This window comes from Microcystis sp. M015S2 (genome assembly GCF_020245945.1).
GTDB lineage: Bacteria > Cyanobacteriota > Cyanobacteriia > Cyanobacteriales > Microcystaceae > Microcystis.
In genome coordinates this window covers 1-25,956 of sequence record NZ_JADBTX010000085.1, presented here as the reverse complement: position 1 = coordinate 25,956, position 25,956 = coordinate 1, and the positions used below count along the sequence as shown (strand labels likewise).

General features: G+C 38.9%; 16 protein-coding genes and 1 pseudogene. 15 read left to right on the top strand and 2 right to left on the bottom strand.

All coding sequences use genetic code 11. The annotated features are described in order from the left end of the window. Window positions 1-8 precede the first annotated feature (8 nt). The 4 genes from IM473_RS15205 to IM473_RS15190 all read left to right on the top strand — a co-directional run bounded on the left by IM473_RS15205 (window position 9) and on the right by IM473_RS15190 (window position 9,847). Window positions 9-2,447: a baseplate J/gp47 family protein gene (locus IM473_RS15205; protein WP_287660290.1), complete on the top strand. Its 2,439-nt coding sequence runs from the start codon at window positions 9-11 to the stop codon at window positions 2,445-2,447. Between the two features lie 13 nt (window positions 2,448-2,460). Beyond that, on the top strand, window positions 2,461-3,132 hold the full coding sequence (locus tag IM473_RS15200; RefSeq protein ID WP_287660289.1) for a hypothetical protein: 672 nt from the start codon (window positions 2,461-2,463) through the stop codon (window positions 3,130-3,132). A 248-nt stretch (window positions 3,133-3,380) separates the two neighbouring features. Next, entirely contained in the window at window positions 3,381-4,508 is a 1,128-nt protein-coding gene (locus IM473_RS15195; RefSeq protein ID WP_287660288.1) for an ISAs1 family transposase, read from the top strand. A gap of 407 nt (window positions 4,509-4,915) precedes the next feature. Then, entirely contained in the window at window positions 4,916-9,847 is a 4,932-nt protein-coding gene (locus tag IM473_RS15190) for a putative baseplate assembly protein (protein WP_287660287.1), read from the top strand. Window positions 9,848-9,865: 18 nt separating this feature from the next. Here the strand turns inward: IM473_RS15190 and IM473_RS15185 are convergent, their stop codons facing one another. After that, window positions 9,866-11,878, bottom strand: coding sequence for an ATP-binding protein (locus tag IM473_RS15185; RefSeq protein WP_287660286.1), 2,013 nt, complete (start codon window positions 11,876-11,878; stop codon window positions 9,866-9,868). 131 nt (window positions 11,879-12,009) lie between these two features. On the opposite strand from IM473_RS15185, the gene IM473_RS15180 reads away from it, so the two are divergent. The 8 genes from IM473_RS15180 to IM473_RS15145 all read left to right on the top strand — a co-directional run bounded on the left by IM473_RS15180 (window position 12,010) and on the right by IM473_RS15145 (window position 23,378). Further along, window positions 12,010-12,729, top strand: coding sequence for a hypothetical protein (locus IM473_RS15180; RefSeq protein WP_287660285.1), 720 nt, complete (start codon window positions 12,010-12,012; stop codon window positions 12,727-12,729). 206 nt (window positions 12,730-12,935) lie between these two features. Continuing rightward, window positions 12,936-16,388: a DUF6519 domain-containing protein gene (locus tag IM473_RS15175; RefSeq protein ID WP_287660284.1), complete on the top strand. Its 3,453-nt coding sequence runs from the start codon at window positions 12,936-12,938 to the stop codon at window positions 16,386-16,388. Window positions 16,389-16,650: 262 nt separating this feature from the next. Beyond that, window positions 16,651-18,810, top strand: coding sequence for a phage tail sheath family protein (locus IM473_RS15170; protein WP_287660283.1), 2,160 nt, complete (start codon window positions 16,651-16,653; stop codon window positions 18,808-18,810). Between the two features lie 157 nt (window positions 18,811-18,967). Continuing rightward, window positions 18,968-19,519 carry a phage tail protein gene (locus IM473_RS15165; RefSeq protein WP_287660282.1) on the top strand — a complete coding sequence of 184 codons (552 nt, stop codon included), beginning with the start codon at window positions 18,968-18,970 and terminating at the stop codon, window positions 19,517-19,519. 47 nt (window positions 19,520-19,566) lie between these two features. Then, window positions 19,567-20,295, top strand: a complete 729-nt coding sequence (locus IM473_RS15160) for a T4 family baseplate hub assembly chaperone (protein ID WP_287660281.1) — start codon at window positions 19,567-19,569, stop codon at window positions 20,293-20,295. Next, on the top strand, window positions 20,292-20,525 hold the full coding sequence (locus tag IM473_RS15155; RefSeq protein ID WP_287660280.1) for a hypothetical protein: 234 nt from the start codon (window positions 20,292-20,294) through the stop codon (window positions 20,523-20,525). The genes IM473_RS15160 and IM473_RS15155 overlap by 4 nt, the downstream gene beginning before the upstream one ends. A 22-nt stretch (window positions 20,526-20,547) precedes the next feature. Then, a complete protein-coding gene (locus IM473_RS15150; RefSeq protein ID WP_287660279.1) occupies window positions 20,548-21,207 on the top strand; it encodes a Pvc16 family protein in 660 nt (219 codons plus the stop codon). 2 nt (window positions 21,208-21,209) lie between these two features. Further along, window positions 21,210-23,378 carry a hypothetical protein gene (locus IM473_RS15145; protein WP_287690515.1) on the top strand — a complete coding sequence of 723 codons (2,169 nt, stop codon included), beginning with the start codon at window positions 21,210-21,212 and terminating at the stop codon, window positions 23,376-23,378. Between the two features lie 16 nt (window positions 23,379-23,394). Here the strand turns inward: IM473_RS15145 and IM473_RS15140 are convergent, their stop codons facing one another. After that, a complete protein-coding gene (locus tag IM473_RS15140; protein ID WP_287660276.1) occupies window positions 23,395-24,546 on the bottom strand; it encodes an IS4 family transposase in 1,152 nt (383 codons plus the stop codon). Window positions 24,547-24,792: 246 nt separating this feature from the next. On the opposite strand from IM473_RS15140, the pseudogene IM473_RS15135 reads away from it, so the two are divergent. The 3 genes and pseudogenes from IM473_RS15135 (at window position 24,793) to IM473_RS15125 (ending at window position 25,829) form a co-directional block, all read left to right on the top strand. Continuing rightward, window positions 24,793-25,227: pseudogene (locus IM473_RS15135) on the top strand (type II toxin-antitoxin system RelE/ParE family toxin). Further along, complete coding sequence (locus IM473_RS15130) at window positions 25,199-25,522, top strand: helix-turn-helix domain-containing protein (protein WP_287660275.1); 324 nt, start codon at window positions 25,199-25,201, stop codon at window positions 25,520-25,522. Before IM473_RS15135 ends, IM473_RS15130 begins: the two are co-directional and overlap by 29 nt. A gap of 91 nt (window positions 25,523-25,613) precedes the next feature. After that, a complete protein-coding gene (locus tag IM473_RS15125) occupies window positions 25,614-25,829 on the top strand; it encodes an AbrB/MazE/SpoVT family DNA-binding domain-containing protein (protein ID WP_287690514.1) in 216 nt (71 codons plus the stop codon). The last annotated feature ends 127 nt before the right edge of the window (window positions 25,830-25,956 follow it).

Below are 25,956 nucleotides of genomic sequence, written 5' to 3'. Positions count from 1 at the left end.
CAATGGAAATGACCGATCAATTTAGTTCTTATGTCCAGTTACAACGTCGATTAAATGTTAGTAAACACCCTAACTTAATCGGACTGGATTTTCTTGAAATAGAACAACAAGAACAACAATGGTATTTAAGAGCTTATTTTGTTTCACCTTCTCCTGATCAACCTAATAAGCAACATATTCCCCATAATTTGACTCCCGCCAATTTTCAAATTAAAACACTACAAAAAAAAACAGCACCTTTAAAAGTTGAGTCAGTGAGTTACATTAAAAATTATGTACAATTAGAACTAAATTTAACCACGAAAAATGAGGATTGGCTCGGTTTTTACCTTCTCATATTAATCGATATCAAGTCTTTAGACTCCGTGTTATCTCAATTACCTTTTAGTTTATGGCCAGATAACATAATTCCGATTCATCCTCAGTCTCCTACTGATTTACCACCACCTTTACAATTACCTATTGAAATTAATTATTTAGCTAAAGATTATCAAAGCTTTCGGCAATTAATGCTTGATTATTTAACGTTATTACTCCCCCAATGGCAAGAACATCACGAAGCTGATTTAGGGATTGTTTTAGTTGATTTACTCGCTTATGTAGCTGATTATCTCAGTTATTATCAAGATGCTGTGGCTACAGAAAGCTATTTAGGAACGGCGCGACGGAGGCTTTCTTTAACTCGTCATGCTAGATTACTAGATTATCGGGTATCAGAAGGATGTAATGCTAGGGTTTGGGTACAAGTACAAGTAACGGGAAATACTGTTTTACCGATTGGAACACCCCTATTGACACACAATCAACCCGCCCCTAAACGAATTTTAGTTAATGAATATAAGCAACGTATTCAACTGGCTAATAATTCAGAGCAAGTGTTTGAAACGATGGAGACAATCTCTCTTTATGTTCAACATAATGAAATGTATTTTTATACTGGTGAAAGTCCTCAATTTTTCCTAAAAAAAGGAACAACTAAGGCGACTTTAAAAGGACATTTTCCTAACTTGCAACAGGGAGATATTTTGATTTTTGAGGAAGTTATTAATCCCCAAACTGGTTTAGCAGAAAATGCTAACTATCAACATCGTCAGGAGGTGAGATTAAGTCAAAAACCTCAACTAAGTCATGATAAAATTTACTCTCAAGAAATAACTGAAATTGAATGGCTGCTAGAAGATAGATTATCTTTTGATTTGGTTGTGTCTAGCTTAACAAATGAGGGACATTATCAGCAAGATTGTACGGTGGTTAGAGGCAATATTGTTCTAGCAGATCATGGCTGTACTATTAATAATAATAAGCTCCTAGATACTGTTCCAGAACAGGGAAAATATCGTCCTCATTTCTGTCCAAATGGAGTGCTGACGTTTCGAGTTCCTTTTCAGTCCAAGATCGCCAAGAAACAATCAGCTAAAAAAACTTTAGAACAAAAACCTCATCAAGCAACCCCCGCTATTCTCTTGCAAGAATTAGGAGGACTTTACTCATTTTTTCCTCCTCAAATAATTGGCAATAGTAATATTTGGATCGCCAAAAAAGATTTACTTGCTAGTAATCCATTTAGCCAAGATTTTGTTGTGGAAATGGAAGAATATGGTTTAGTTTATCTACGGTTTGGCGACGGTAAATTTGGCAAAAGACCCTCAATCGGACATCAATTTCAGCCTATTTATCGGTTAGGAAATGGCATTGAAGGAAATGTGGATAAAGAAACTATTACAACTATTGTAAGTGATGATTTTAACATTATAGGTATTCGTAATCCGATGCCTGCCCAAGGGGGGGAAGAACCTGAATCTCTTGAAGAAATTCGTCTGAATGCACCAGTAGTTTTTTATACTCAAAAACGTTGTGTCACGGAAGCAGACTATGCAGCGAGAACCGAAACCTATCCTGATGTTGTGCAAGCGATCGCTATTCGTCAATGGACAGGTAGTTGGAATACTCTCTTTATCTATGTTCTTCGTCATGAAGGGCGATCTGTAGATCCAGCATTTGCAGCAGAAATTAAGGATTATTTGACTCCTTGGGCAATAATTAGTACAGATTTAGTGGTAAAGAGCGCACAATTTGTGCCAGTCGCCATTACCCTCAAGGTGTATATTAAGCCTCATACTGTGCCGAATCAGGTATTAGGTATCTTGAATTTGGCTTTTAGTTCGGTTATTTTTCCCGATGGAGAAAAAGGATTTTTCTACCCAGATCGCTTTAAATTGGGTCAACCCCTTTATTTAAGCCAGATTATCGCTCGTGCTTCACAAGTTCAGAACGTGGTTCGGGTTGAAGCGACTCAATTTCAGCGTTTAGATCGACTTTCGGGTAATGAATTAGACACAGGGGTGATTGAGGTATCCCCGTTTGAAGTAATTCAAGTGTTAAATCTTGTCAAAGAACTCAAAAAAGGCAGAATTAAGTTTATCATTGAGGGAGGTTTTGATAGTTAGTTGTATAAAAACTATGTACTCACTCAATCGCTCCTTGTTTACACGACGGCAAGCTGGCTCCTCTTCAGCGAATTCGCTATCTCGCCCCTGGTCATCAAGATCTTTTTTATCTAAAGTAGGTGTATTTCCTAAACCAGATACATCATCTCGCCCCTTGTCATCAAGATCTTTTTTATCTAAACCAGATACATCTTATGGGAAAGGCCCATGGAAAACGCCAATAGAAAAAACACCAGTTGAATATAAGCCACTTGATTGGAAAGAGGGAGGAAACTACTCTCCTACAGAAAACATAATTACTTTAAATGAAAAGCCTAGTCCAGCAGCACAAGAATCAACCCTAGAGCACGAGCAAGCCCATGTCGCTCATTTCAGTTATCTTCCTCCAGAAGATCCTGAAAATTTATTGTTAAGTGAGTTAGTCGCTAAGAGAAGAGAGGCTATAAAGACGGGCAATCAAATCAACTTAGGACAGTTGCCAAAAGATGCGGAAAGTGCGAAAACACCAGAAGATCAAGACAAAATAAAAGAACATAACATATTTAAAGAAAATCCTTCAAAATATAGCAAATTAGTTCTTCAAAAATATGCAAAACATTACCAGAAAAGATTTTTTGACACGAACCTTTCAAAACTTGCAGATAAGATACATACAGATCTATCTCAATCGGATAATCAAGACTAGGCTACAATTGCAATCGATAGTCTTAATGAAGTAGAGATTATTAGCAGGGTAATCGCACGTCGTTTTGTATAAAATGTAACAGACAGAGGTGACTGAATGTCATGCCTAGCAGGGCGAACTGAGAGGAGTTAATCTGAGAGGAAGCAAAAAGTCACATGGTGTAACAGTTGAGCATGGCATCCGGTTTTGGTCTCCTAGTTTTAAACCCCAAGCAAGAGCGAGAGGCAAAGCTCTGAAGAAACAGTGTCTTGAAACATTTTCAGCATCTAGAAGACCCGAGAGCGGACAGGGGGCGCAATCATAGCCTAGTATCGATAATTACCATAGCTATCTTGGCGGTATTAGCTGGTGCCGATGGGTTTGCCGCCATAGAAGCCCACGGTCAAGCCAAGCAATCTTGGTTGGAAACATTTTTAGACCTACCGAAGGGGATACCTTCCCACGATACCTTTGGCAGAGTGCTAGGGATGCTAGAACCCAAGCAATTACAGTCAGGATTCCTCGCTTGGATAGAGGAAATCACCGAGAAATTGAACATAGAACTAATCCCTATAGATGGGAAAACGGCCAAGAATTCTTATGACCGAGAGGAAAAGTTGAAAGCTTTGCACACCGTCAGTGCTTGGAGTAGCGAACATGGGTTAGTCTTAGCCCAAGAAAAAGTGGACAGTAAATCCAATGAAATTACCGCCGTGCCGCGGATGCTGCAATTGCTCAATCTCAAGGGAGCGATAGTCACCTTGGATGCCATGGGAACCCAGACTGAAATTGCCCAACAAATCAAGTCCGGGTCCGGAGATTACGTCTTAGCCCTCAAAGGCAATCAGGGCAAGCTCTTTCAACAAGTAGAAGGCTGGTTTGACCAAGCTATAGCCGGGGATTGGCAAGGGATTGAATACAGCTACCACGAAAAGGTGGAGTCGGGGCATCACCGGCTCGAAACCCGTCAAATTTGGGTAGTGCCAGTGTCTCAATTACCGCCCCTGCATCGGCAGAGTCTGTGGCCTGGCCTAACCACCCTAGTCATGGTTGGCAGTGTCCGCCAATTATGGAATAAAACTACTACAGAAATTCGCTTCTTCATCAGTAGTTTAGCAGCGGATGCCCAAAAACAGGCCGAGGTGATTCGCGGACATTGGAGTATCGAAAATAGTCTCCATTGGGTACTCGATGTTACCTTTAATGAAGATGCTAGTTGGATTCGTCTAGGCTATGGAGCGGAAAACCTAGGTCTGTTGCGCCGTTTAAGTGTGAATCTGTTAAAGCGAGAACCCTCAAAAATGAGCCTAAAGATGAAACGGTATACGGCAAGCATGAACAATGATTTCATGGTGAAAATCTTAGCCGCCAGTGCCTTTGACAGAGAGGGGAGGTAGATGTTAATCTTGTAGTTGATCAGGAGTTTTGGGAATTTAAGGAACTGAGTAGATAAGCTCAGTTCGGGGTTTGTTAGGCCATAATGACTGGCAAAACCAGAGATTCGGTCGCCTTGTGCAGGTCAAAGCCTGAGTTGCCCATCGAATTTTAGACCTAACTCCTCGGAATTTGAGAACTCTATCAACATGCGATTACCCTGAGATTATTAGTATCTTCTCTACTTTGTGTGATGATTTTTGTTTATGGAATCGTGAACTGCTTACTAGGCAACACTTTTAGGACTATTTTGACGTTCGGCGAAGCTCAGTCGAGCCGAGGAAGAAACTATATAGACCTCGTTTCCACACAAAAACCAGAAAACCAGAAAACCAGAAGAGCCGATTATTACTAACTCCTAACAATTGTGATGGGCGAAAATTCTGAACTGTTACACTTAGCCAAAGCAAATCTTATCGCCCAAGGCGATACAACAGAATCATGGTATCACTTAAACTGTTATAATCCCCCTGGTCTAACGCAACTCAGCTATCGAGCAGGAACTTACAGCACCTTTTTGATAGGGATGTTAGCGCAAGCTCCCAAAGAAATCATTACCAACGATCAACTTTTTGTCACGCAACCTCTCGCTAATCTCAATACATCTAGATTAGTTTCTAATGATATCGCCCTTGCTTTCTTGAAAATTTGGGCAGTTTTAGGGGACATTCTCACCTTTTATAACGAACGCATTATCAATGAAGGCTATTTAAGCACCAGCATCGAAAGTTTCTCCGTAGAACAATTAGTCCGCAGTTTAGGTTATCAACCAGATCCCGGCTTGGGTGCTACCACTTACCTTGCTTTTACCCTCAGAGTTGCTCAAGGTATCCCCAGTGAAATTATCATTCCCGCCGGTCCCCAAACCCGCGTTCAAAGTCTGCCTAAACTCAATCAAAAACCCGTTATTTTTGAAACCAGCGAAAGCATTGTTGCCCGTGCCGCTTGGAATGCCATTAAAATCTATCAGCCGACTGTTTCTCCTCAAATAAACCTCAATTATGGGGCAACAGGTATCCGCGTTGCCGGGACAACTACAGGGTTAAAACCCAATAGTCCTCTTCTATTATTGAGAGAAAATTCTAACCAGCGATCGCCGCAAACAGTCGCGGAATTTCGTCTGTTACACGAGGTAGAAGTCAACAAAAGCCAAGGTTACACCCTAGCACTATGGCAAACCCCTTTAACTCAAGGAAAAACCTTATCCTTGACATCAGACAGCTTACCCCAAGCACTTACTTTTAAACAACAAGCCAAACTTTTTGGCCACAACGCTCCCTTCTGGAATCGTCTTCCTGAGCGTACTAAAGTGCAATATAGCACTCGTTTAGGGGGAATTTTTCTGAGCGATAATCAGGGTCAATCTTGGGTAAGTAATAATACCAATTTACCCGATCTCAAATGGCAAAGCTTAGTAATTACTACCGACGAAACAGTATTTTTAGGCACAAATAAGGGACTTTATCGAAAAAAAAATCAAGGCGATCATTGGGAAAAAATAACGGGGGGATTGTCCCAACAACCGGTCTTTTCCCTATTGCTAACCTCTGACGAACAATTATTCGTAGGTACTGTCAATGGGGGGGTATTTCGTTCCGTTGATGGAGGAGAAAGTTGGGATCGTCTTCAAGGATCATTAAGGATAGTAGAAACAGAATCCAACCGTAAATTAGTTAATGCTACTCTACCTGGAACAATTGTTCGTTCAATAGTTTGGAATAACCATGATTTATCAAAACCAGCCAATGTTTTTGTTGGGACAGATAATGGCGTTTTTCAATTAACAATGGGGGGCGAACGTTGGCAACCAACCAATCGAGGCTTACCCCATTATAATGAACAAACTGGACAAACTTCTCTGATTATTTATGCCCTAGTCATTAATCCTGTTAATGGCTATCTTTATGCGGGAACAAACTTAGGTATTTTTGGTTCTTCTGATCAAGGAAACTGTTGGCAATCGCTAAATAAGGGTTTACCAAATTATCAGAAACAAGTCGCTTCAATCTCGGCAAAATTACCAAGATTGAATAACTGTTCTCCCAGTACAGAAACGGCGATTACTATTAAATCTATTGTTCACTATCAAGAGCCTCACAGTCAAATTTGCTATCTTTTTGTAGTGACAGAAGCAGGGATTTTTCGGTCTCAAAATAATGGCAATAATTGGCAGTTAGTTAATAATGGTTTAGCATCTCCTAATGATAATATTGTAGTCAGTTCTTTAGGGACATTACAAAATCAAAACCAGATCATTTTGTTAGCAGGAACAAATCAAGGATTGTTTTCAAGTGACAATCATGGAAACCAATGGCGATTACTTGATCCTGTCCAAAATATCGAAGCTGTGGCAACTAATAATAAAAATAAAATTGCGATCGCTACTCCTTTAGGTGAATTTAAAGATCAAGACTGGCCTAACTTTTATTTGCCGGATAATTATATTGACTTAGATAAAGTTTATTCCTCAATAATTCCAGGAAGTTTTGTGATTCTGAGACAGCAAATACCGACTCCAATCGTAGGTATTTATCAGGTAAAAACCGTTCTCAATCTTGTAGCTTCTGACTTTACAATTAACACTTCAATTACCCGTCTTGAAATTGATAGTCATGAAACGCCAAAGCTCAGTCAGTTTAATTTACGCAATACCCAAGTTTTTCTACAAACAATATCTCTTAAATTATCTGCGTCTTCCTCATCACCTCCTACCCTAGTAAAAGGATTAGAAATTAACCTAAATGGTGAGAGTTTAGGATTAGCTAAAGGGCAAACTTTGAGTATTACGGGAAAAAGACCTAGAGGGATAATTATTGGCTCTTTAGGGGGAGTTTATCATAATAACGATAAAAAATGGAATCTGTTAGGCTTAGAGAATATTTCAGTTGAGTCTTTAAGTTTTAATCCCAATAATAATTTAATTGTAGCCACAGAAATAGGAATTTTTATCTACAAAGATGACCGATGGTCAAGACTTGGTAAAAATATTATAAAAGCTACTAAAATTCTGCTAAGTTCCTCTCAAGAATTAGTCTCTGCGACTGAAGATGGAGTCTATTATTATAAGCCATCAACGGATGAATGGAGTCTTTTAGGAAATTTAAAAGAGCCTGTCTTAAGTTTCATATTCAGTCCGCGAGGAGATTTGTATTGTGGTACAGAAAAAGGCGTTTTTTATTATCATGATTCCCAGTGGATTTCTCTCGGTTTTAGCGATCAAAAAATATCAGATTTACTTTGGACTCCTAGCTATCTCTATGTGGGAACTAATGAAGAGGGAGTCTATCGCTGTACTATTCCAGAATTAGAGGAAAAAGCTGTCATTCAAAGATTAAACGTTTGGAAAATTAAAAGCTTAGTAAGTGACTCTCAAGGACAGCTTTTTGCTGGAACTGATGGGGGAGGAATTTTTTATTCTTCTGATCAAGGTATAACTTGGAAAGAAAGAAATTTCGGACTCTTAGATCAACATATTCAGTGTTTACTAATTTCTCCTCAAGACATCCTCTATGCTGGAACAGAAAGGGGAGGACTTTTTTATTCTCTCAATCAAGGGGAAACATGGATATTTTGGCCTTTAGGTATTTCTAACAATATCAAAACCTTAACTTTAGATGGCGAAAATAATCTTTATGTTGGAACAGGAACAACTGCTTATTTACAATCTGCCGAAAGTTTAGAACCAACTCCGCTTAAGCAACAGCAATTATTTGCTATCTCTTCGGAATTTAAAGAACTATTAAATCAAGGTTTTATTACTGAGCAATTGAGCAAAATATTTCAAGATAATAACCAAGAATTAGATATTAGTACAACTATCAAGGTGGAACAAGTTGATCGCTGTTGGAGATTGTCAAATAATCACGGCAATACCTTCTTGATTCGGCAAAGTTTTAGACAACTAATCGTAGAATATACTCCTCAATTTGAAGTGCTAAAAGCTCCAGTTTCTCATCCACAATATGCAGATATGTATTACTGGTTTTTGCAATCTCCCGATAGTCCCGAAATTAAATTGATAGCTCAATCGGATCAAATAATTTGCGAATCTGCCGTTAATTCTTCTTCTTCAATTAGTGAAATCACAGTTGTTGCAGATGTAATTAACAAAAATAATAATCATACGGTCGTGAGTTTAACTAAGTCTTTAGAATTTGTGTATGATGGCAAAACAGTAACAGTCTGTGGGAATGTGGCCAGAGCTACCCAAGGGGAAACTATCCGTAATGAAATTTTAGGAAGTGGTAATTCAGCCCAAAAAAATCAAAAGTTTGCATTACAAAGACATCCTTTAATTTTTCTTCCTAACCCTAACGGGATAAAAAACCTGAGTACCTTAACAATAGCAGTAGAAAGACAATCAAATTTTAACTTCACTAATGTCAATAATTCTGAAATTATTTGGCATCAAGTTTCTAATTTATTTAACTCCACTACTGATAGTCATGATTATTTACTACAAGTTTGCGAGCAAGGAAAAGCTACCATAACATTTGGTGATGGTAAACAAGGATCTCGTCTCCCCACAGGACGGGAAAATATCTTGGCAACTTATCGTACAGGTATTGGTGAAGATGGGAACGTTGATAGGGGACAATTAAGCATTATGGCTAACCGCCAACCAGGAGTAGATAAAGTTATTAATCCGATTCCTGCATCTGGGGGTAGAAATCCCGAAAAAATGGCTAATATTCGGCAAATAGCACCTCTATTTGTGAGAACTTTAGGTCGGATAGTTTCCTTAAATGACTATGAAGATTTGGCGATTACTTTCCCCGGTATTGCTCAAGCTAAGGCACAAGTTTTGTGGAATGGATATCAACAATTAATTCATCTTACTATTGCTGCTAATGACGGTGTTCAGATTTCTAAAAACTCGCAGCTTTGTCAGGATTTATATCAAGAAATTAAAAAATTAAGTATTCATTCACAACCGATACAAATTGAGTCTTTTGTACCCTTATTGTTTCAGTTTCAAGTCAAGATAATCATAGCTGAAAATTCCGATATTTTAAGTATCAAATCTCAGATTAAAGAAGCTTTCAATTCTCAGTATTGTTTTCAGCAACAAACCTTCGGACAAACTATTACTTCAGATTCTATTATTGCCACCATCCAGAGTATTACTGGTGTCTTAGCTGTTGACTTAGAAGCACTTTATTTTCATGGCGATTACCCACAAATTTATCCTACCCTACAGGCAAAATTAGCTGAATGGAACATTGCATTACAAGAAATTGTTCCGGCTCAGTTGTTACTCTTGGTTTTCCAAGAAAGTTTTGTACAAATTACGAAAGTATAATGCTTCCGCAAGAATAAATCAAGACAGCCAATTTTTAATTTCATCACTGGTTAGGGTTTTTTCTAACTTACGATATTCACTTCTTGCCGCTTGTAGTAAATCAGTCATCGTAACAGCGCAACCTTTTTCTGAGGCTAAAAAAGCAGCTTTTAAAGCAATATTACGAATTTCACCCCCAGATACATTTAATTGCGCTAGTTTTTGTATGTCTAAATCTGCTTGGGGCATTTGTGGCGGAAACATTTTTTGCCAAATTTCCACTCTTTGAGCAAAGTCAGGAAAGGGAAATTGAACAATAAAGCGTAAACGTCGTTTAAAGGCACGATCTAAGGCTTCAGGAATGTTAGTAGTCAAAATAGCTAATCCTCGATAGGCTTCCATTTTCTGCAATAAATAGCTAACCTCAATATTAGCATAGCGATCATGGGAGTCTTTGGTTTCTGTTCGCTTACCAAAAAGAGCATCCGCTTCATCAAATAATAAGATAGCACCCCCAGCTTCAGCTGCGTCAAAAACTCGTCGTAAGTTCTTTTCAGTTTCGCCGATATACTTATTAATGACGGTACTTAAATCAATACGATAAAGGTCTAAGCATAATTCTTTAGCTAAAATTTCAGCAGCAAGGGTTTTTCCCGTTCCACTTGAGCCGGCAAATAAAGCACTAATTCCTAGTCCTCGCTCACCTTTTTGATTAAATCCCCAATCTTGGTAAACTTTGGCTCTTTGGCGTACTTCTAGGGCGATTTCTTCTAGAATTTGCTTCTGAGTTTCGGGTAATACTAAATCACCCCAACCTGCTTTAGGTTCAATTCTTTGGACTAAATCATCTAATTTTTGTCTTGCTTGTAGGCGACAAGTATCCCAAAGTATTTGGGTGACTTCTTTTACAGTAAATGTCTCGATTTTAGTTTGACTGAGTTTACCTAAAGTCTCTGTCCAAGTAGCATAAATGTTGGGATAGTTCATATTAAACTGAAAGACAATTTCATTAGCCAGTCCCGTTAAATCTAGATCAATTTCACTAAAAAGCATCTTCCAGAGTTCTTCTTGCTCGCTTTGATTGGGTTTTTCTACATCAAAAGTAATCATCGGTCGTTCGGTTAATAAACCCCGCTCTCGGCTCGATAGGATTAAGAAACTGGCACTATTTTCCAAAAAATAAGATAAGGCTTCAGTTTCGGAGGTATCGCTGTCTTCAGTCAGGCGATCGCATTCGATTAATAAACCTTTTCCCAGCAAAATTGCCTCTCGATCCCATAATCGCACGATCAAATCTAATCTTTCAGGGTTACTCGGAAGCGTTGATACTGAGAGTCGCGCCAAGCGTAAGTCTAATTTTTCGGCTGTCTTAGCTGCGATTGCTTGTTTAGCAGCCAGATTATCCCCAGATAATTGTAATAAAGGATATTGTTTTTGTTGTTCTCCTTCTATCCATATGGTGGCTAATTGTTGGGCTAAATGGCGATGAGAAGGAGCAAAACGCTCTTCTGTGGGAAGAGGTTTCATAATTTCTCCTAATCTACGGTCAATAAAAGATAATCCCATCAAATAGAGGAAAATATTTTCGTCAAGGGTGAGGGGACTGGTGAGTAAGGTGGGTCCGGGTTGTACTTCAATTAAATGCCAATAACGTAAAGAACCCGTCGAAGAAATTGCTTCCCAATTCGCTTCGGGTAAGACGGCTAAGGCGAGGGAAAAAGTAGGATAATTAAGATTGTCATTCTTTTGAGCATCAGCACATAATTGGGCAAAGGTGGGATCAAGTTCCATCGCTACACACAGTAGGAGCAGATCTATTTCAAAGGGTTCAAGATTAAAGGTTTGGTAGAGACGTTCCAATGCTGAAGCCGAAGGCATTTGTTCTTTGGCTTCGTTAAGTTGAGCAAATGTTGCTTCTAGTTGTTGCTCATCCCAGCGTTTATCCTCCAAAAAGGCAATATATCGGTTAATTTGCTGTCGGATAGAAGCGATCGCTGCCATCAGAAAGTTAAAATTGGCTTGTTGCCAGGAAATGCTCTCCCCGCCAGACATAAATTTATATTAGTTGTTAACGTTTTTATAGTAAGCTATAAATTATCAATAATCAAGGAAATACATAAAAATATGTAACTTATAGCATTTTTCCCATTCTACTTAATCTTAACAAGGAAGTATCCCTGAATATGCCTCACTCAAACTCAGAAAAGCACAAAAAACGGTTGAAGAAAATTCTTGATCGATACGGAAAGTCAACAGGCAAGATAGGATTTTATGACAAAAGAGCTACAACAGGTTACAGATATGCCATAGGAAAACGGCAACAAGGCCCCCATACTATGGCTCATATTACGAAAAGAGTAGCATTACAAGCAGCTATAAAGGCTGGCAGAGATCCATTACTTCTGATAGGGACGGCGGCATTCCCGAGACCAAGAGTGATGAACAAAAGAATGAGACGTAGTTTTGCAGAGAGAGGAACAAATTGGCAGCAAGAGACAAGAAAACAAAGAACAGCCTATCTTAAGGCCTATCTTAAAGCGTGGAAAGAGTCCTCCCCAAGCAACAAAAATCAAACAAAAAGACTTAATGCCTTAAGGCGTGGGATGGAACTTAATCCAGCAACAGTTTACAATATAGGAAAGGGGACAACTTCTTCTTCTCAAATAGCAGGAAAAGGAGAAAATAGACAAAAAGCATCGCAAGATCTTTGGAAGTTGGTCAATGCACCATCAGGAAAGATTCCAGAAATGGAAACAATAGACTTAAGTGGTGCAAATCCCCACGAAAAACATCGTTCAAAGAAGATGGTAGCGTCTATTGGCCAACTGTTAAAAGGGGAATATCTCGATTCAGATTCGAGTGACAGTGAATCTGATAGTGAAGTGGAACTAGTTGACGACTAACTTAGTTGTCAAAAACGACTCAACCATCGAGTGTTGACCCTAGAAACGCTGATTATGAAAGAGTGACACATTAAATTATTGACAATATGGCTGTAAACTTATGATGTATCAACTTTTCTCCTCATCATAATAGCTAAGAAATTAGCGTAGTTGGGAAAGTCCTCTAAGATGATATACTTTTACCAGTTTTAGACAAAATTAGCAATATGGAAGGAAATTTTTCTCGGTCAACATTTAAAGCGAGTAAGGGTTACAATCGCGTCTTTATGCAACAAGGACGCGTTCAGCTAGATGCGGACTGGAATGAGGCGATCGATAGTATTACCCATAATCAGCAGTCAGCCATTCGCTATCTCATCGGTGATTGTGCTGTCCCCTACGAAAATGGCGGTTTTCGGATATTTAAACGAGATTGTCTCAAATTTAATGGTAAATCTAACTATCTCAATCTAGGATCACGCTTTTCTTTAGCGAATAGCGATAGTTTTGTGATTGAAGCTTTGGTTTGTCCCCGTTGGGAGGGTAATGGCGGCACAATTTTAAGTAAATTTAATCTTAACCCAAGTAATGATTATCAGGGAGAATATCGTCTTTTTATTAAACCCAATGGGACGGTAGTTTTCCAGAGAATAGAATTATTACTAGATCAACAAAATGCTGAATTAGTGAGAGAAAATACCCTTGACTATTCAGATGCCATTTATCTCCGTTCCTTAGAAGCCATTAGAGGGATTGAATTAGGGCGATTTGTCCATATTGCCGTAGTTTCTATTGGTAATAATCTTTATTTATTTGTCGATAATCAGCTAGTGGCTACCTCTTACCAATTCAATGATTATCAAGAAGCTTCTGATCTTCCTTTTTTAATTGGCGCACAATGGTTAAATGAGCAACCTGATAACTTTTTTGATGGCTTAATTGCCGATATTTTAATATCAGAAATTTTAAACAGAGAAGCATTAGAACAAAATTCATTAAATTTCCAATTAAAGCATTTACAAAAACAGCCGCACTGGTCACTTTTCCAAAATAAAGAAATTATCTCGACCAACCTAAATAGTAATTTAGAGAAACGATATTCTCCTCCTATTTGGCTTATTCAGCCCCTTTTTATTGGTCATGGTGTTGCTTATACGGGAGGAATTTTATGTGAAAATCAAGCCGATATTTTGCTAACCGAACAACTAGAATTACCTCCTAGTGTTTTACCTCATCTAGAAAATTTATCGGGAAACTATTTAGTTTATTTAGATGTTTGGTCACGCTATATTTCCTCTATTTCTGACCCAACTATTCGAGAAATTGCCTTGGGTGGTGCTGATACCACAGGACGCTCTAAAATTATTTGTCAAGTTAAATTACTTGCTCTAGAAAATGACAATAATCAACGACAATGGATCGAGAAATTTCAACAGTTATTAAGAGTAAATCGCCAACGTGGTCAGTTAAAAGCTCGCCAGGATTATCAGATTCCCATTAAAGGAAATTATCTGTATCGAATTGAAATTCATAATTCGGGTTTTGTCTCTGGATGTCCCCTATTCTCTGCTGAATTTTTACCCATCTTAAAAGGACAACTGAACGAAGCAAATTGCTTTAAAATAATCGAAGGAAATTTGAAATTTTGGGAAAACCAAGAATGGGTTGAAATTATCTTTAAAGTTGCTTCATCAAAAAAAGAAAAAATCGTAAAGATTGAGAGAATTAACCATGAAAATAATCAAATTTTACTCACTGATGACTTGGAGTATCCCTTAGAAAAAATCTTTTATTTACGACCAATTGCTACCCTAAAATGGTCAAGAGAAAATGGATCAATTACTTATCCGATTAAAAAAATAGAAACCAGCGAAGAACAAGAAACCAGCATTATTACGATTATTAATAGTCCCCCTGGTACACCTGCTTTAGACAATGGAGACTGGATCGAAATTGTTGATGATGACTATGTTTTAGCCAATCAAATCAAGCATTTATGCCAGATTAAACACATAGATGGGGACATAAGTTCTCCGACAACTCGTCTGACGGTTAACCCTGCTCCCCCAGCCAAATTTGGACGCAATCGCACTAAATATCCTTTTGTCAGACGATGGGATCAAAAACAAATGAGATGGAATAAAGAAGGAAACGTTCAATTATCCCCTCTAAAAAGCGGTGTTATTCCCCTTCGCCAAGGATGGTTAGAAATTGAAGATGGAATAGAAATTCAATTTGAAGAAGACGCTATTTATCAACAACGAGATTATTGGTGGATACCCGCACGCACAATCAACAATAGTATTGAGTGGCCAGTAGATGAACAGTCAAACCCTAAATTTCACCCCGCCCAAGGCATTGAACATCATTATATGCCCTTAGCCCTCCTACAATTTAACCAAGCATATTCCTTAGAAATTCTCAAAGATCTGCGTAATATTGTTCCTAATCTCGGAGATTGGTTAAGCAAAAGTGGGGGGACAATCACAGGAGATTTAACCGTTGAAGGAATGTTAGCGGTAGAGAGTGATACCTTTCTTCGTCGTAATGTCACTGTTGGCCGACTTTATGGAGAATTAGCTCCCAATTTGGTTGATACCCCTCAAGTGGTCGATTACGCTATTACCCCCGATAAACTCGCTCCAAATATCGGTTTTGTTCCTCCGCAATATTCCATTCTCGGTTCTAGTCCCATTGCTCCCCCAGAATATACTTATACAGGTTTTTCCATCACTGTCCCTGTATTAAGACCCCAAAATTGGCAAGAGATTACACCCCCGATGCCCAAAGTAGGACGAGTCTATACGACAGTAATCGAAGAAAAGATTTATTGTTTGTGGGAAACAGGGGAACTGTGGACTTACCAACCCAATAATCCTCTAGAACTTTGGCAAGAAAAAAGGCCTATGCCTGATCCCAAACGAAAAGCCTTTGCTGTGGGGGTTATAAATAATAAACTGCACGTGATTGGTGGATATGTGGTTGAAGGGAGGAAAGCCGGTGAAAAGACAGGACTTCACTATGAATATGACCCCGAATCCGATCAATGGAATCTCAATCGTCCCCCGATGCCTACGCCGAGAAGTCATTTAGGGATTGGTGTCGTGGGACAGAAGCTTTATGCAATTGGAGGACAGACATCCGGTTTCTGGGGATTATTTCCCAATCTGGTCACTGGTGTTAATGAAGTCTATGATTTAGTAACTAATCAATGGTTAAAATGCCCTTCTCTGCCTAGAGCCAGATCTGCTTTTGGGATTGGAGAATATCAGGGGGCTATCTATATGTTTGGAGGACAGAAAAAAAAGTTTTGTGGACTGTGGGGAGATAAAAAAGTTCCTTGGTGTGATATTTATGTTCCCTTAAAAGAGCGATGGTTCCGACAAAAACCTTTACCCATGTCCCTGAGCCACATGGGAGTCAGTGCGATCGCAGGTCAATTTTATATAATTGGTGGAACAAATTCTTGGAGTGAACAGGATAGCACCTTTGTCTATAATGCTCAGACCCAGATTTGGCGACAAGCAGCCCCCCTCCAGGAAGGGAGAAAATCTTTGGGAACTGCCTTCCTTGATGGTTCAATCTATATTTTTGGGGGTGTTACTACCCAAGGCAAAACCGCCAATATTGAAAAAATACACATTAACTCCATTTTCTACATCTATCAAAAACTTTCTTAATCTTTCTTAATCTTTATTCAAGGAAATCAAATAAAAAGTAAGACAAGTTTATATAAAAAAGATAGCTTTTGGGGTTATATTTCTAGTTATCTTTCAGTTTTGTTAGCGCAAACTGACCGCTATGAGTTATTAATTATACAGTTCCGGGGGAACTATGCCAGTTCAAGTCACTTATCCTGGTGTTTATATTCAAGAATTACCCAGTGGACGATATACCATTACTGGGGTTGCCACTTCGATTACCGCTTTTGTAGGACGAGCCTTGTACGGCCCCGTTAACGATCCTATTACTATCTTTAGCTTTGGAGATTATCAACGGTTTTTTGGGGGATTGGCCTATGATTTTCCTATGAGTTATGCGGTTCAAGACTTTTTTATTAATGGAGGATCTCAAGCGTTAATTGTTCGCTTATTTGAACCAATGACAACGTTAACATCCGAGGAGTGGACTAAAAAGGCTGACAAGGTTGCTGACCCAACTGCAACTCTAACGTTGAATTTGTTACCTACTACTGATGGTAAGTCTTCGGAGCAAGTAATAAAAGATGCTTTAACTCCAATTCAAGCGGCAATTGATACTCTTTTTGCTGCTGATGGCAACGCTCAATCTCAAGATTTACTAACGTTAATTCAACAATCACCAGACATTGCGGGAGCAGTCAACAAATTAACCGATGTCGCTAATGCAGTTGCTAGCATCAGGGACTCTAACACTAAAAAAATCGCTCAAAAAGTTGCTAGTAAAGTTACTGGGAGCAGTTTAAAAGATGCTTTAGATTCAGCAATACAAGCTTTAACTGAAGATGACATCCTCAACGAACTGAAACTTTTTCCAGAGGTAGAAAATGTCCTAAAAACTATCTTAATTAGTGCATCTAGTCCAGCTAATTCATCTGCTTCTGGAGGTGCTTCTGGCTCTGGATTTCAGGCAGCTTTAGATAGTATTTTTGATGATTCAGGCAACATATTTACTTCTCCTCCACCAAACGTTGAGTCTGTCTATAAAGCACTCCCAAATATAAATAATCAGTTCATAAAAGATGCTGCAATGAAGGCAAAAGCTGTAACAGAACAAACAGTTAAAGGCTTATTTGATGCGGTTCTTGCGGCAATTCCCATTGCTGCTGCTGCTGGTGTTCCTGATAAACAAACGCTCATCTTAGAAGCCGCTAATCCCGGAACATGGGGAACTCAATTAAAAGCTAGTGTTAATACACGAGGTATTACCGACCAAGTTGCCAAAAATTTTGCTAGCGAGGGGTTAGCAAAGAGCGATCTGTTTAATTTAACCGTTCAAGTCACTTACCCTAATGGAACAACCGATTTTGAACAATTTACCAACGTTACTATCAAAACAACGACCCCCCCTTCACCGAACCGACTGGATCTAGTTCTGAAGAATCAATCCCGACTCGTGCGAGTTCCGCTAAATACAGATAAAACACCAAATCTTCCCTCCCAAACTCCACCAGAAAGAGCAACCTCTCAAGTAACAGGAGGCGATAATGGAAAAAATCTATCCGTAGAAACCTATACAGGAAATCAAGATCAGAAAATAGGAATCTATGCTCTAGAAAACATAGAACTGTTTAACATTATGTGTATTCCGCCGGATTTACGAATAGCGGAGAACGATATTGATCCACTGGTTTATACTGAAGCTTTGACTTACTGCTTTAAGCGACGGGCAATGTTAATTGTTGATCCCCCTACTAAATGGCTAGGCGAAGTACAAAACGGGCAGATCAACGAATTACAACCGATCGATGTCGGGATAGAAGGAGAGGAAACGATTAATGCGGCGGTCTATTTCCCTCGTGTGATCAAAGAAGATCCCATGATGAAAAACTATTTAGACACCTTTTCAGCCTGTGGCATTATTGCTGGAATTTATGCCGCTACCGATGTGACACGAGGAGTCTGGAAAGCACCTGCTGGCTTAGATGCAGGGATCTTAGGGATCAATAGTTTGGAATTGAAACTCACCGATCAACAAAATGGCGTACTCAATCCCTTGGGGATCAACTGCTTGCGAACCTTTCCAATTGTCGGGTCAGTGGTTTGGGGCGATCGCACCTTACGGGGAGCAGATTTACTCGATAGTGATTATAAATATGTTTCTGTGCGACGATTGACACTTTTTATTGAAGATAGTCTTTATCAAGGCACAAAATGGGCTGTTTTCGAGCCGAATGATGAAAACCTCTGGTCAGCCCTGAGATTAAGTGTCGGTAGTTTTATGGAGTCTCTTTCGCGTCAAGGCGCATTTTACAGTTATCAAGTAGTCTGTGATAAAACAACTACCACTCAAAGAGACATCGACTTAGGAATTGTTAATGTTCTCGTTCAATTTGCCCCGGTGAAACCTGCCGAGTTTGTTGTGATCCAAATTCAACAACAGGCGGGTCAAACAACCTCTTAATTGAGAGTTATATCAGTATAGGATGAGTGTTAAATATGCTTTGATTGATCAATCCAGAAAAAATTTTTCGCATAGATTTCAATTATCCCGTAAAGAGACAACTTCCTTAATTAGAGCGAAAATCACTCAAAATTTAGTTAGTTTTTTAGGAGAATGTATGCCAGCACCCCAATTTAAAGTTAATACCTATCGTTATGACCCTTACAAAAATTTTCGATTTCGGGTCAAGTGGGATAACACTTATGTCGCAGGAGTCAATAATGTGAGCAATTTAATGCGGACTACAGAAGTAGTCAGATTTCGCTATGGGGGAGATCCCAGTACCCCTCGTCCTTCACCTGGACAAACAGAATATGGTCCAATTACCCTCAGACAAGGAGTGACCCATGATGTAACTTTTGAACAATGGGCGAATAAAGTTTGGGACTATAGTAATTCTACCAAAGGACCAGATCAATCTAATCAAATTGTTTCCCTCAAAGATTTTCGTAAAGATATTATCATCGAACTTTACAACGAAGCTGGACAAAAAGTCATTGCTTATAATGTCTATCGCTGTTGGGTATCAGAGTATGTCGCCTTATCAGATTTAGACTCATTGGGAAATGAATTTGCTTTTCAAAGCATAACCTTACAAAATGAAGGTTGGGAACGGGATTATAACGTTAAAGAACCTACTGAAGGTAGCTTTGTTCTACCTGCTAGTTGATTTGTATCTCTAAATCACCCAATCATTTTGTGTTTGGTTAATCGTTTATGATATCTGCTTTTGATTTAGTGAGAGTATGGGAGTTAGGAGAGGGACAACCACTGTGGTATCGGGGGTTGCTTCTCTTAGCTCTAGCGCAACCACAGCAAACCCTTGAAGAACTTTGTCAGTTTACGATTGGCCAACGCAATCGCTGTTTATTTACTCTATATCAGCATTTATTAGGAACAAACCTACAAGCGACGGTTCAATGCCCACAATGCTCTGAGATGTTAGAATTTACTTTTAATTTGGAGGGACTTGGTATCGTCTCTGAAACAGAGATCAAGACGAGTTATACAATCGAGGATAGTGGTATTGAGTTAACCTTTCGGTTATTAAATAGTAAAGATTTAGCAGCCATTTCTCAAAGTTCCAATTTAGAAGAAGCCCGTCAACAATTAATCCGTCGCAGTCTTATTAAAGTAACCCAAAATGGTCAAGAGATAAAGAATGAACAATTAACAACAACAACCATTCAAATTTTAGGAGAAGCGATTGTTGATTGTGATCCTCAGTCTGAATTATTATTGAATTTAGATTGTCCTAATTGTCACAATGCTTGGTCAGATCAATTTGATATTGTCGCTTTTCTCTGGTCGGAAATCAGCACTCAGTCCAAAAGTTTGTTAGAGGAGGTTCATTTATTAGCACAAGCTTATGGTTGGACAGAAGAGACTATCTTAGGAATGACTACCAAAAGACGTAAATATTATCTAGGAAGAATCGAGCAATGAGCGATTTTTTTGGGCGATTAGCCGAACATTCTTTAGGGTATAAAGCAACTATTTTACCGCCACTGACACCCAAGTTTTCAGCCCACAGAGAATTAATGAACGAGGCTAGAGAAACAATTTTATGGGAAGATTCTTGGAAAAGTTTTAGTCATTCTAACAGGGAAGATATTTGGTCAAAACAAAAGAAACTGCTAAACCCTATTTTTCAATCTTTTGAGGGGACAATCTGACCCAGAAGTATAAATAAGCATTATGAGCAACTATCTAGCGATCGCAACAGTTACCGCCACCTTTCGGGATTTAATCGCCCAAGCGATTCAGCAAGTCCCGGATCTATCAGCAGCACCGACAGTTACAACAGGTCGTCCTCAAGCTCCTGAACCCGGTTTTGTCGGGGTTAACCTCTATCTTTATAGAGTAGAAGCGAATGCAACTCTTCGCAACCGATCTTTCCCCATACCCCACACAGAATCAGAAGGTTCATTGGTTGATCGCTGGCAAAATGCCCTCAATTTAGATTACTTGTTGACCTTTTATGGTAAAGGACAACAGCAAGAACCAGAAAGATTAATGGGAGGGATGATAGCCGCATTGACAGACACCCCAATTCTTAAACCAGAATTAATTCGTCAAACTATTAGCACAACTGGAAGTGATAGTTATTTGGCCGCTTCAGATTTAGCTAACCAAATTGAAACAGTCAGGTTGACACCTATCTACTTAAATTTAGAAGAACTATCTAAATTATGGACTGTATTTTTTCAAGTTACTCATAACTTATCTATAGCTTATCAAGCTTCTGTCGTGCTGATTGATTCTGGGGAAAAAATTTTCTTGAAGACAGTGAAGAAAGTTGAGGGAACAGTTACATCTACCAAAAAAAGCACCAGAAAAACCAGAAAAACGATCTAATCATGATGACCCAAAATCGCCTTTACGAATTATTACCTATTTTTTATCGACAACGAGATTTAGAGCAGGGTTTTCCTCTGCTTGCCTTCCTAAATATTATGGAGTTAGAGTTAAACATCCTTGAACAAAATATCGAGGAGCTTTATAGTAATTGGTTTATTGAAACTTGTGAAGATTGGGTTGTTCCCTATTTAGCCACACTGATAGAAACTAAATTTTCAGATCAAACTAGCCATCTTTTGGGTACTGCTCGTTTACAGGTAGCTAATACTTTACGAAATCGTCGTCGCAAAGGAACATTAAAATCTCTAGAGAATATCCTTTATGAATCAACAAACTTACCAGCAAAAATTATTACTTATTTTGTTAAGTTATCGATCACACAAAACTTAGAAAATATAAATCTCAACAGGGGAAAAACCTTAGATTTACATTCTTTAAATAACTTAGAATTAATCAATACAATAAATGATCCCTTTGCTCACACCATAGATATTTCTGCTGGTGGTAGTAATCCTTTATTAATGAGTAATTTTGAAATTATTGCCAATGGAAAGTATAATATCTATAATATCGGAATTTTTCTCTATCCATTGCGGAGTTTTTTCATTCAGTTCGCTCAAGCACGTCATATTCAAGACAATTGTTATACCTTTAATCCACTAGGAATTGATAGTCCTTTGTTTAAACCACCATCGAATAATCAAGATAATCAGACTTCTGTTAATAATAGCTTACCCATTCCCTTAACTCCGTCTGATCTACAGCATCTAACTAAACCTAATACTGTCTCAGAAATTCTTGTCAATGGTTTGATTGATCGGCCTCCATTACAAATTTTTATTTTTCTCGATAATGGTTCTGTTATTGATGTTAATAATTATCCGAATTTAACCTTGCAAGTTACCGATTTAAGTAAATGGCCAAATCTTCAGGAAATAAATAATTCAATCTGTGTTGATATTAAATGTGGACGGATGGTTTTACCTGCTAATCTTAAAACCAATAAAGTTTTGGTTAATTATGCCTATGGATTTAGTGCTGAGATTGGTGGAGGTTCTTATTCTCGTCGTCAAACTTTATCGAACGTCCGTGGGATTTGGCAAGGAAACGTTTCACAATTAATGACTGATGCTACTAGGGATAAGAATTCTTTTTCTTCCTTAACCGAAGCAATTCAAGTATGGAGTCAAAGTGATCTACCCGGAATAATATCAATTTCTGATAATTGTATTTACAATCTTGAGGAAGATTCTAATATTCAAAAGGTTTTTAAACGTAAAACCCCCTTCAGTTTAACTATTGAAGCAGCTGATGGTTGTCGTCCTTGTTTATTAGGAAATTTGAATATTATTGGTTATTCTGGTTCTAAATTGGTACTGAATGGTTTATGGTTAAACGGGACGATCTCAGTAGCAGGAAAATTACAGTTGGTAATTTTTCATTGCACGGTATGGAATAAAAAAGCAGCCATTAAAACGCTAGAATCATCTGAAAATATTGATGTCAATTTAGAGGTTAGAATCGCTCATAGCATTGTTAGTTCAATATATCTGCTCTCAGATAAGACGGTTTTAGATATCCACAACAGTATTATTGATGGAAGTAATGACAGAAACCAATATGCGATTGCTTCTAATAAGCACTTAAACAAAAGTATTTACACAAACTGTTTTCTGCAACTTTTACAACACAAAGCTTTTAGCTTTTGGGGGTGTGTAATTAATTTAGTTGATTCACTTAATACCGAAGTGGACAATAATTGGGGACCCGAAACCAAGATAGAACAGACAACGGTTATAGGACGCACCAAAATTACTATGATTATTGCGGCTAATTCAGTCATTTTTACCGAGCCAATTCTTGTACAGAAACGGCAAGAAGGTTATATTTCTTTCAGTTATGTTCCCTCTAAATCTAAAACACCATCACAGCATCGATGTCAACCTGATTATTCAGATTCACGATCAGAATTATTACAACCCTTTTTTGTTTCACGGATTTATGGTAATCCAGGGTATGCACAACTTAGTTATATGACACCTAGTGAAATCTTCAGAGGGGCTGAAAATGGCTCACAAATGGGGATTTTAGGCACTCTCTCCCTTTCTGAAAAGTTAACTAATCTACAGGCTGTCTTTCAGGATAGTTTTCCGGCAATAAATACCTGACGGGGTGACGATGTGGCTAAACAGCTTGCTGTATAATGTCCATAGCCCGTTGCCCCCTCTGATAAAAAGGAAGCTTATTGCTATTAATTCTCATTAACTCCTCTACCCAATCCCTCAAAAAATTACAAGTTGCTACCCAACTACTGCCGTATAAACCTATCCAAAAATCACTATTTTTAGTGGCCTTCTGCTTAATTTTTCTCCTGCGTCCGATATATTCAGCCTGATTTTTGACTCGAATTGATTGTCCTTTTAAGGTAGAATGAGTGTAGGCAATAGCTATTAATAAAACGAGTCGAGTTAATCGTTCAACACTCGCTTTTGAACCCTCTAAATTATAGCCTCCTGTCTTACAATCTTTGAACATAGCTTCAATTCCTACTCGCTTCTTATAAGCTTTGATAGTTTCAGCTAAATTGGGTAAATTAGTCAGAAGATACCACGGCTCTAATTCCCCCATTTCTCGGTAAGTACGCTTCCAATAAATCCCCATTGATACCCCAGTAAGTTGATGTGCTTTACTGACTTTAATATTCGTGAGAAATAAGCGAGTACCTTGAGAGACATCTAACTCATTTAACTCTTGAAAATCTTGACCTTTACCTTGAATATTGGTACTTTTTTTCTGACGAAAAACAAACCCTATATTCCGCTCTACTAGCCAGCTTGCTAATTCTGCACTATGGAATTCTCTGTCTCCTAATATCACAATTTCATGATTTTTTAATAACTTCAACACTGGACGAATAATAGACTGTTGTTCAGCTAAGTTACTCGCTCCCCTCTTGTCAAGAAACTGCCAATAAATCGGAATCGCTCGTTTACCCATTACTACTCCTACCATAAATAAGTTTTTATCTTGCCATTGAGTTCTATCTAAGACTAAGTAGATTCGCTCTCCTTTTTGGTATTTTCGCTCGATTATTTGTTGAACGAGCGGCAACCATAACAAGGATACTGATAAACGGTCTAGTTTGAGGAATCTTTGAATTCTTTTACGACGACTTTCATATTTGATCGGTAAGGAGAAATGGGCAGCAAGCCTTTCTATTTTGACGGTTTTATGTACTTGGATTAGCCATACTAGCATGGACAAAGTGATTACTTGATCTTGAGTGAGGTAACGTGATAAAACGTCCAAGTAGAATTGTTCTAACATTTGGGACATTCGGTCGAGTCTCCTTGATTACTGGCCGAATCTTTCTTATCACAAAACCGCTCTATTAACCACACCATCTGACTTTTCACGGGGTCGTCACCCCGTCAGCATTGTCTGACACTCCATCGAACATTGTCGATGGTAACTAAACCTCCCGCAAAAATCAAAATTTTTCGTTGGGTTAGAAGAATAACTCCAAACATCCCGTTTTTTTGTCGATAAATTCCCTTGAACTATAGAACTGAGTTCTATATAATGAACGTAATTAGAGAAAAGCCACCCAAAATGTCAAGCGTGCGGATTTTCAAGAATAAGTGGTTTACCAAGTTCGCAAAAAAGGAAAACATCAGCGACGCAAAGCTATGGGAGACGATCGAGGACGTGGAATCCGGGAGGGTAGATGCCGATTATGGCGGGGGTGTCATCAAACAGAGGCTCTCACGCACCAACGAGGGGAAGTCCGGTGGTTACAGGTCGATCATCCTCTACCGACGGGATGACAAAGCTTTCTTTGTCTAAGGATTCGCGAAAAGTGAACGGGAGAACATAGACAAGGACGAAGAGCGAGGATTTAAAGACTTGGCGAGAGTAACCTTTTCCCTTTCCGACGAGGAACTCGCCAAGTTAGTCGAGAAAGGAGTTTACAAGGAAGTAAAACGTGATGGCCCAGAAAAAAACTTACAAGAGTAACGCGTTCGCGGCGATCCACGAAACAGCCTCCGACTATTACGACGCGGGCGTGATCGATAAGCGAACCCTGCGACACTTCGATGAATCCTGCCTGACACCGGTTCGGGAGTTCACGCCCGCGGAGATACGCTCCCTCCGCGAGCGCGAGGAGGTAAGCCAAGCCGTTTTCGCTCGTTATCTGAACGTCTCGAAAGATTCGGTCAGTCAATGGGAGCGGGGAGAGAAACATCCCGCGGGACCGGCGTTAAAACTCCTGTCTCTGGTCGAGAAAAAAGGTCTAAATGCGATTAATTAAAGGAAAACTTCCAGTTATTTACCCTTATCTGACCGATAACTGAATTAAATAAGTATTTAAGGTTAATTTTCTAACTTTATCGGACGAGAAGATGATGGATATCGGACTAAAAAGATTCCGAATTCCCCACAAGATCGCTGAAAGCTTCGGACTTGACGAGAATTCAATCGTTGAACTCACAGAGAATCCATGCAATCCAACGCTCGATCGATTGTTGGCCAGCATTCCAGAAGACTTTCAGTCTCCAGAAGATGTACTCGATTTTGTTGAAAGCGGGCCGGGTGGTAAGGAGAGATATGACGGGTGAGGTGATCGGACGTTCGTTTTGTCGAACGTCTGAAGTCTCACGGTCGCAACCTTAAGCGTGATTATCGGGTGAGAACTATTTTTTCGATAGAAAACCGACGGACACCCCGAAATGGAGATTACCGATG

Coding starts and splice junctions, on each gene's coding strand:
- IM473_RS15205 (WP_287660290.1), top strand. CDS start 9: ATGACCGATCAATTTAGTTCTTATGTCCAGTTACAACGTCGATTAAAT.
- IM473_RS15200 (WP_287660289.1), top strand. CDS start 2,461: ATGTACTCACTCAATCGCTCCTTGTTTACACGACGGCAAGCTGGCTCC.
- IM473_RS15190 (WP_287660287.1), top strand. CDS start 4,916: ATGGGCGAAAATTCTGAACTGTTACACTTAGCCAAAGCAAATCTTATC.
- IM473_RS15185 (WP_287660286.1), bottom strand. CDS start 11,878: ATGTCTGGCGGGGAGAGCATTTCCTGGCAACAAGCCAATTTTAACTTT.
- IM473_RS15180 (WP_287660285.1), top strand. CDS start 12,010: ATGCCTCACTCAAACTCAGAAAAGCACAAAAAACGGTTGAAGAAAATT.
- IM473_RS15175 (WP_287660284.1), top strand. CDS start 12,936: ATGGAAGGAAATTTTTCTCGGTCAACATTTAAAGCGAGTAAGGGTTAC.
- IM473_RS15165 (WP_287660282.1), top strand. CDS start 18,968: ATGCCAGCACCCCAATTTAAAGTTAATACCTATCGTTATGACCCTTAC.
- IM473_RS15160 (WP_287660281.1), top strand. CDS start 19,567: ATGATATCTGCTTTTGATTTAGTGAGAGTATGGGAGTTAGGAGAGGGA.
- IM473_RS15155 (WP_287660280.1), top strand. CDS start 20,292: ATGAGCGATTTTTTTGGGCGATTAGCCGAACATTCTTTAGGGTATAAA.
- IM473_RS15150 (WP_287660279.1), top strand. CDS start 20,548: ATGAGCAACTATCTAGCGATCGCAACAGTTACCGCCACCTTTCGGGAT.
- IM473_RS15145 (WP_287690515.1), top strand. CDS start 21,210: ATGATGACCCAAAATCGCCTTTACGAATTATTACCTATTTTTTATCGA.
- IM473_RS15140 (WP_287660276.1), bottom strand. CDS start 24,546: ATGTCCCAAATGTTAGAACAATTCTACTTGGACGTTTTATCACGTTAC.
- IM473_RS15130 (WP_287660275.1), top strand. CDS start 25,199: ATGGCCCAGAAAAAAACTTACAAGAGTAACGCGTTCGCGGCGATCCAC.
- IM473_RS15125 (WP_287690514.1), top strand. CDS start 25,614: ATGATGGATATCGGACTAAAAAGATTCCGAATTCCCCACAAGATCGCT.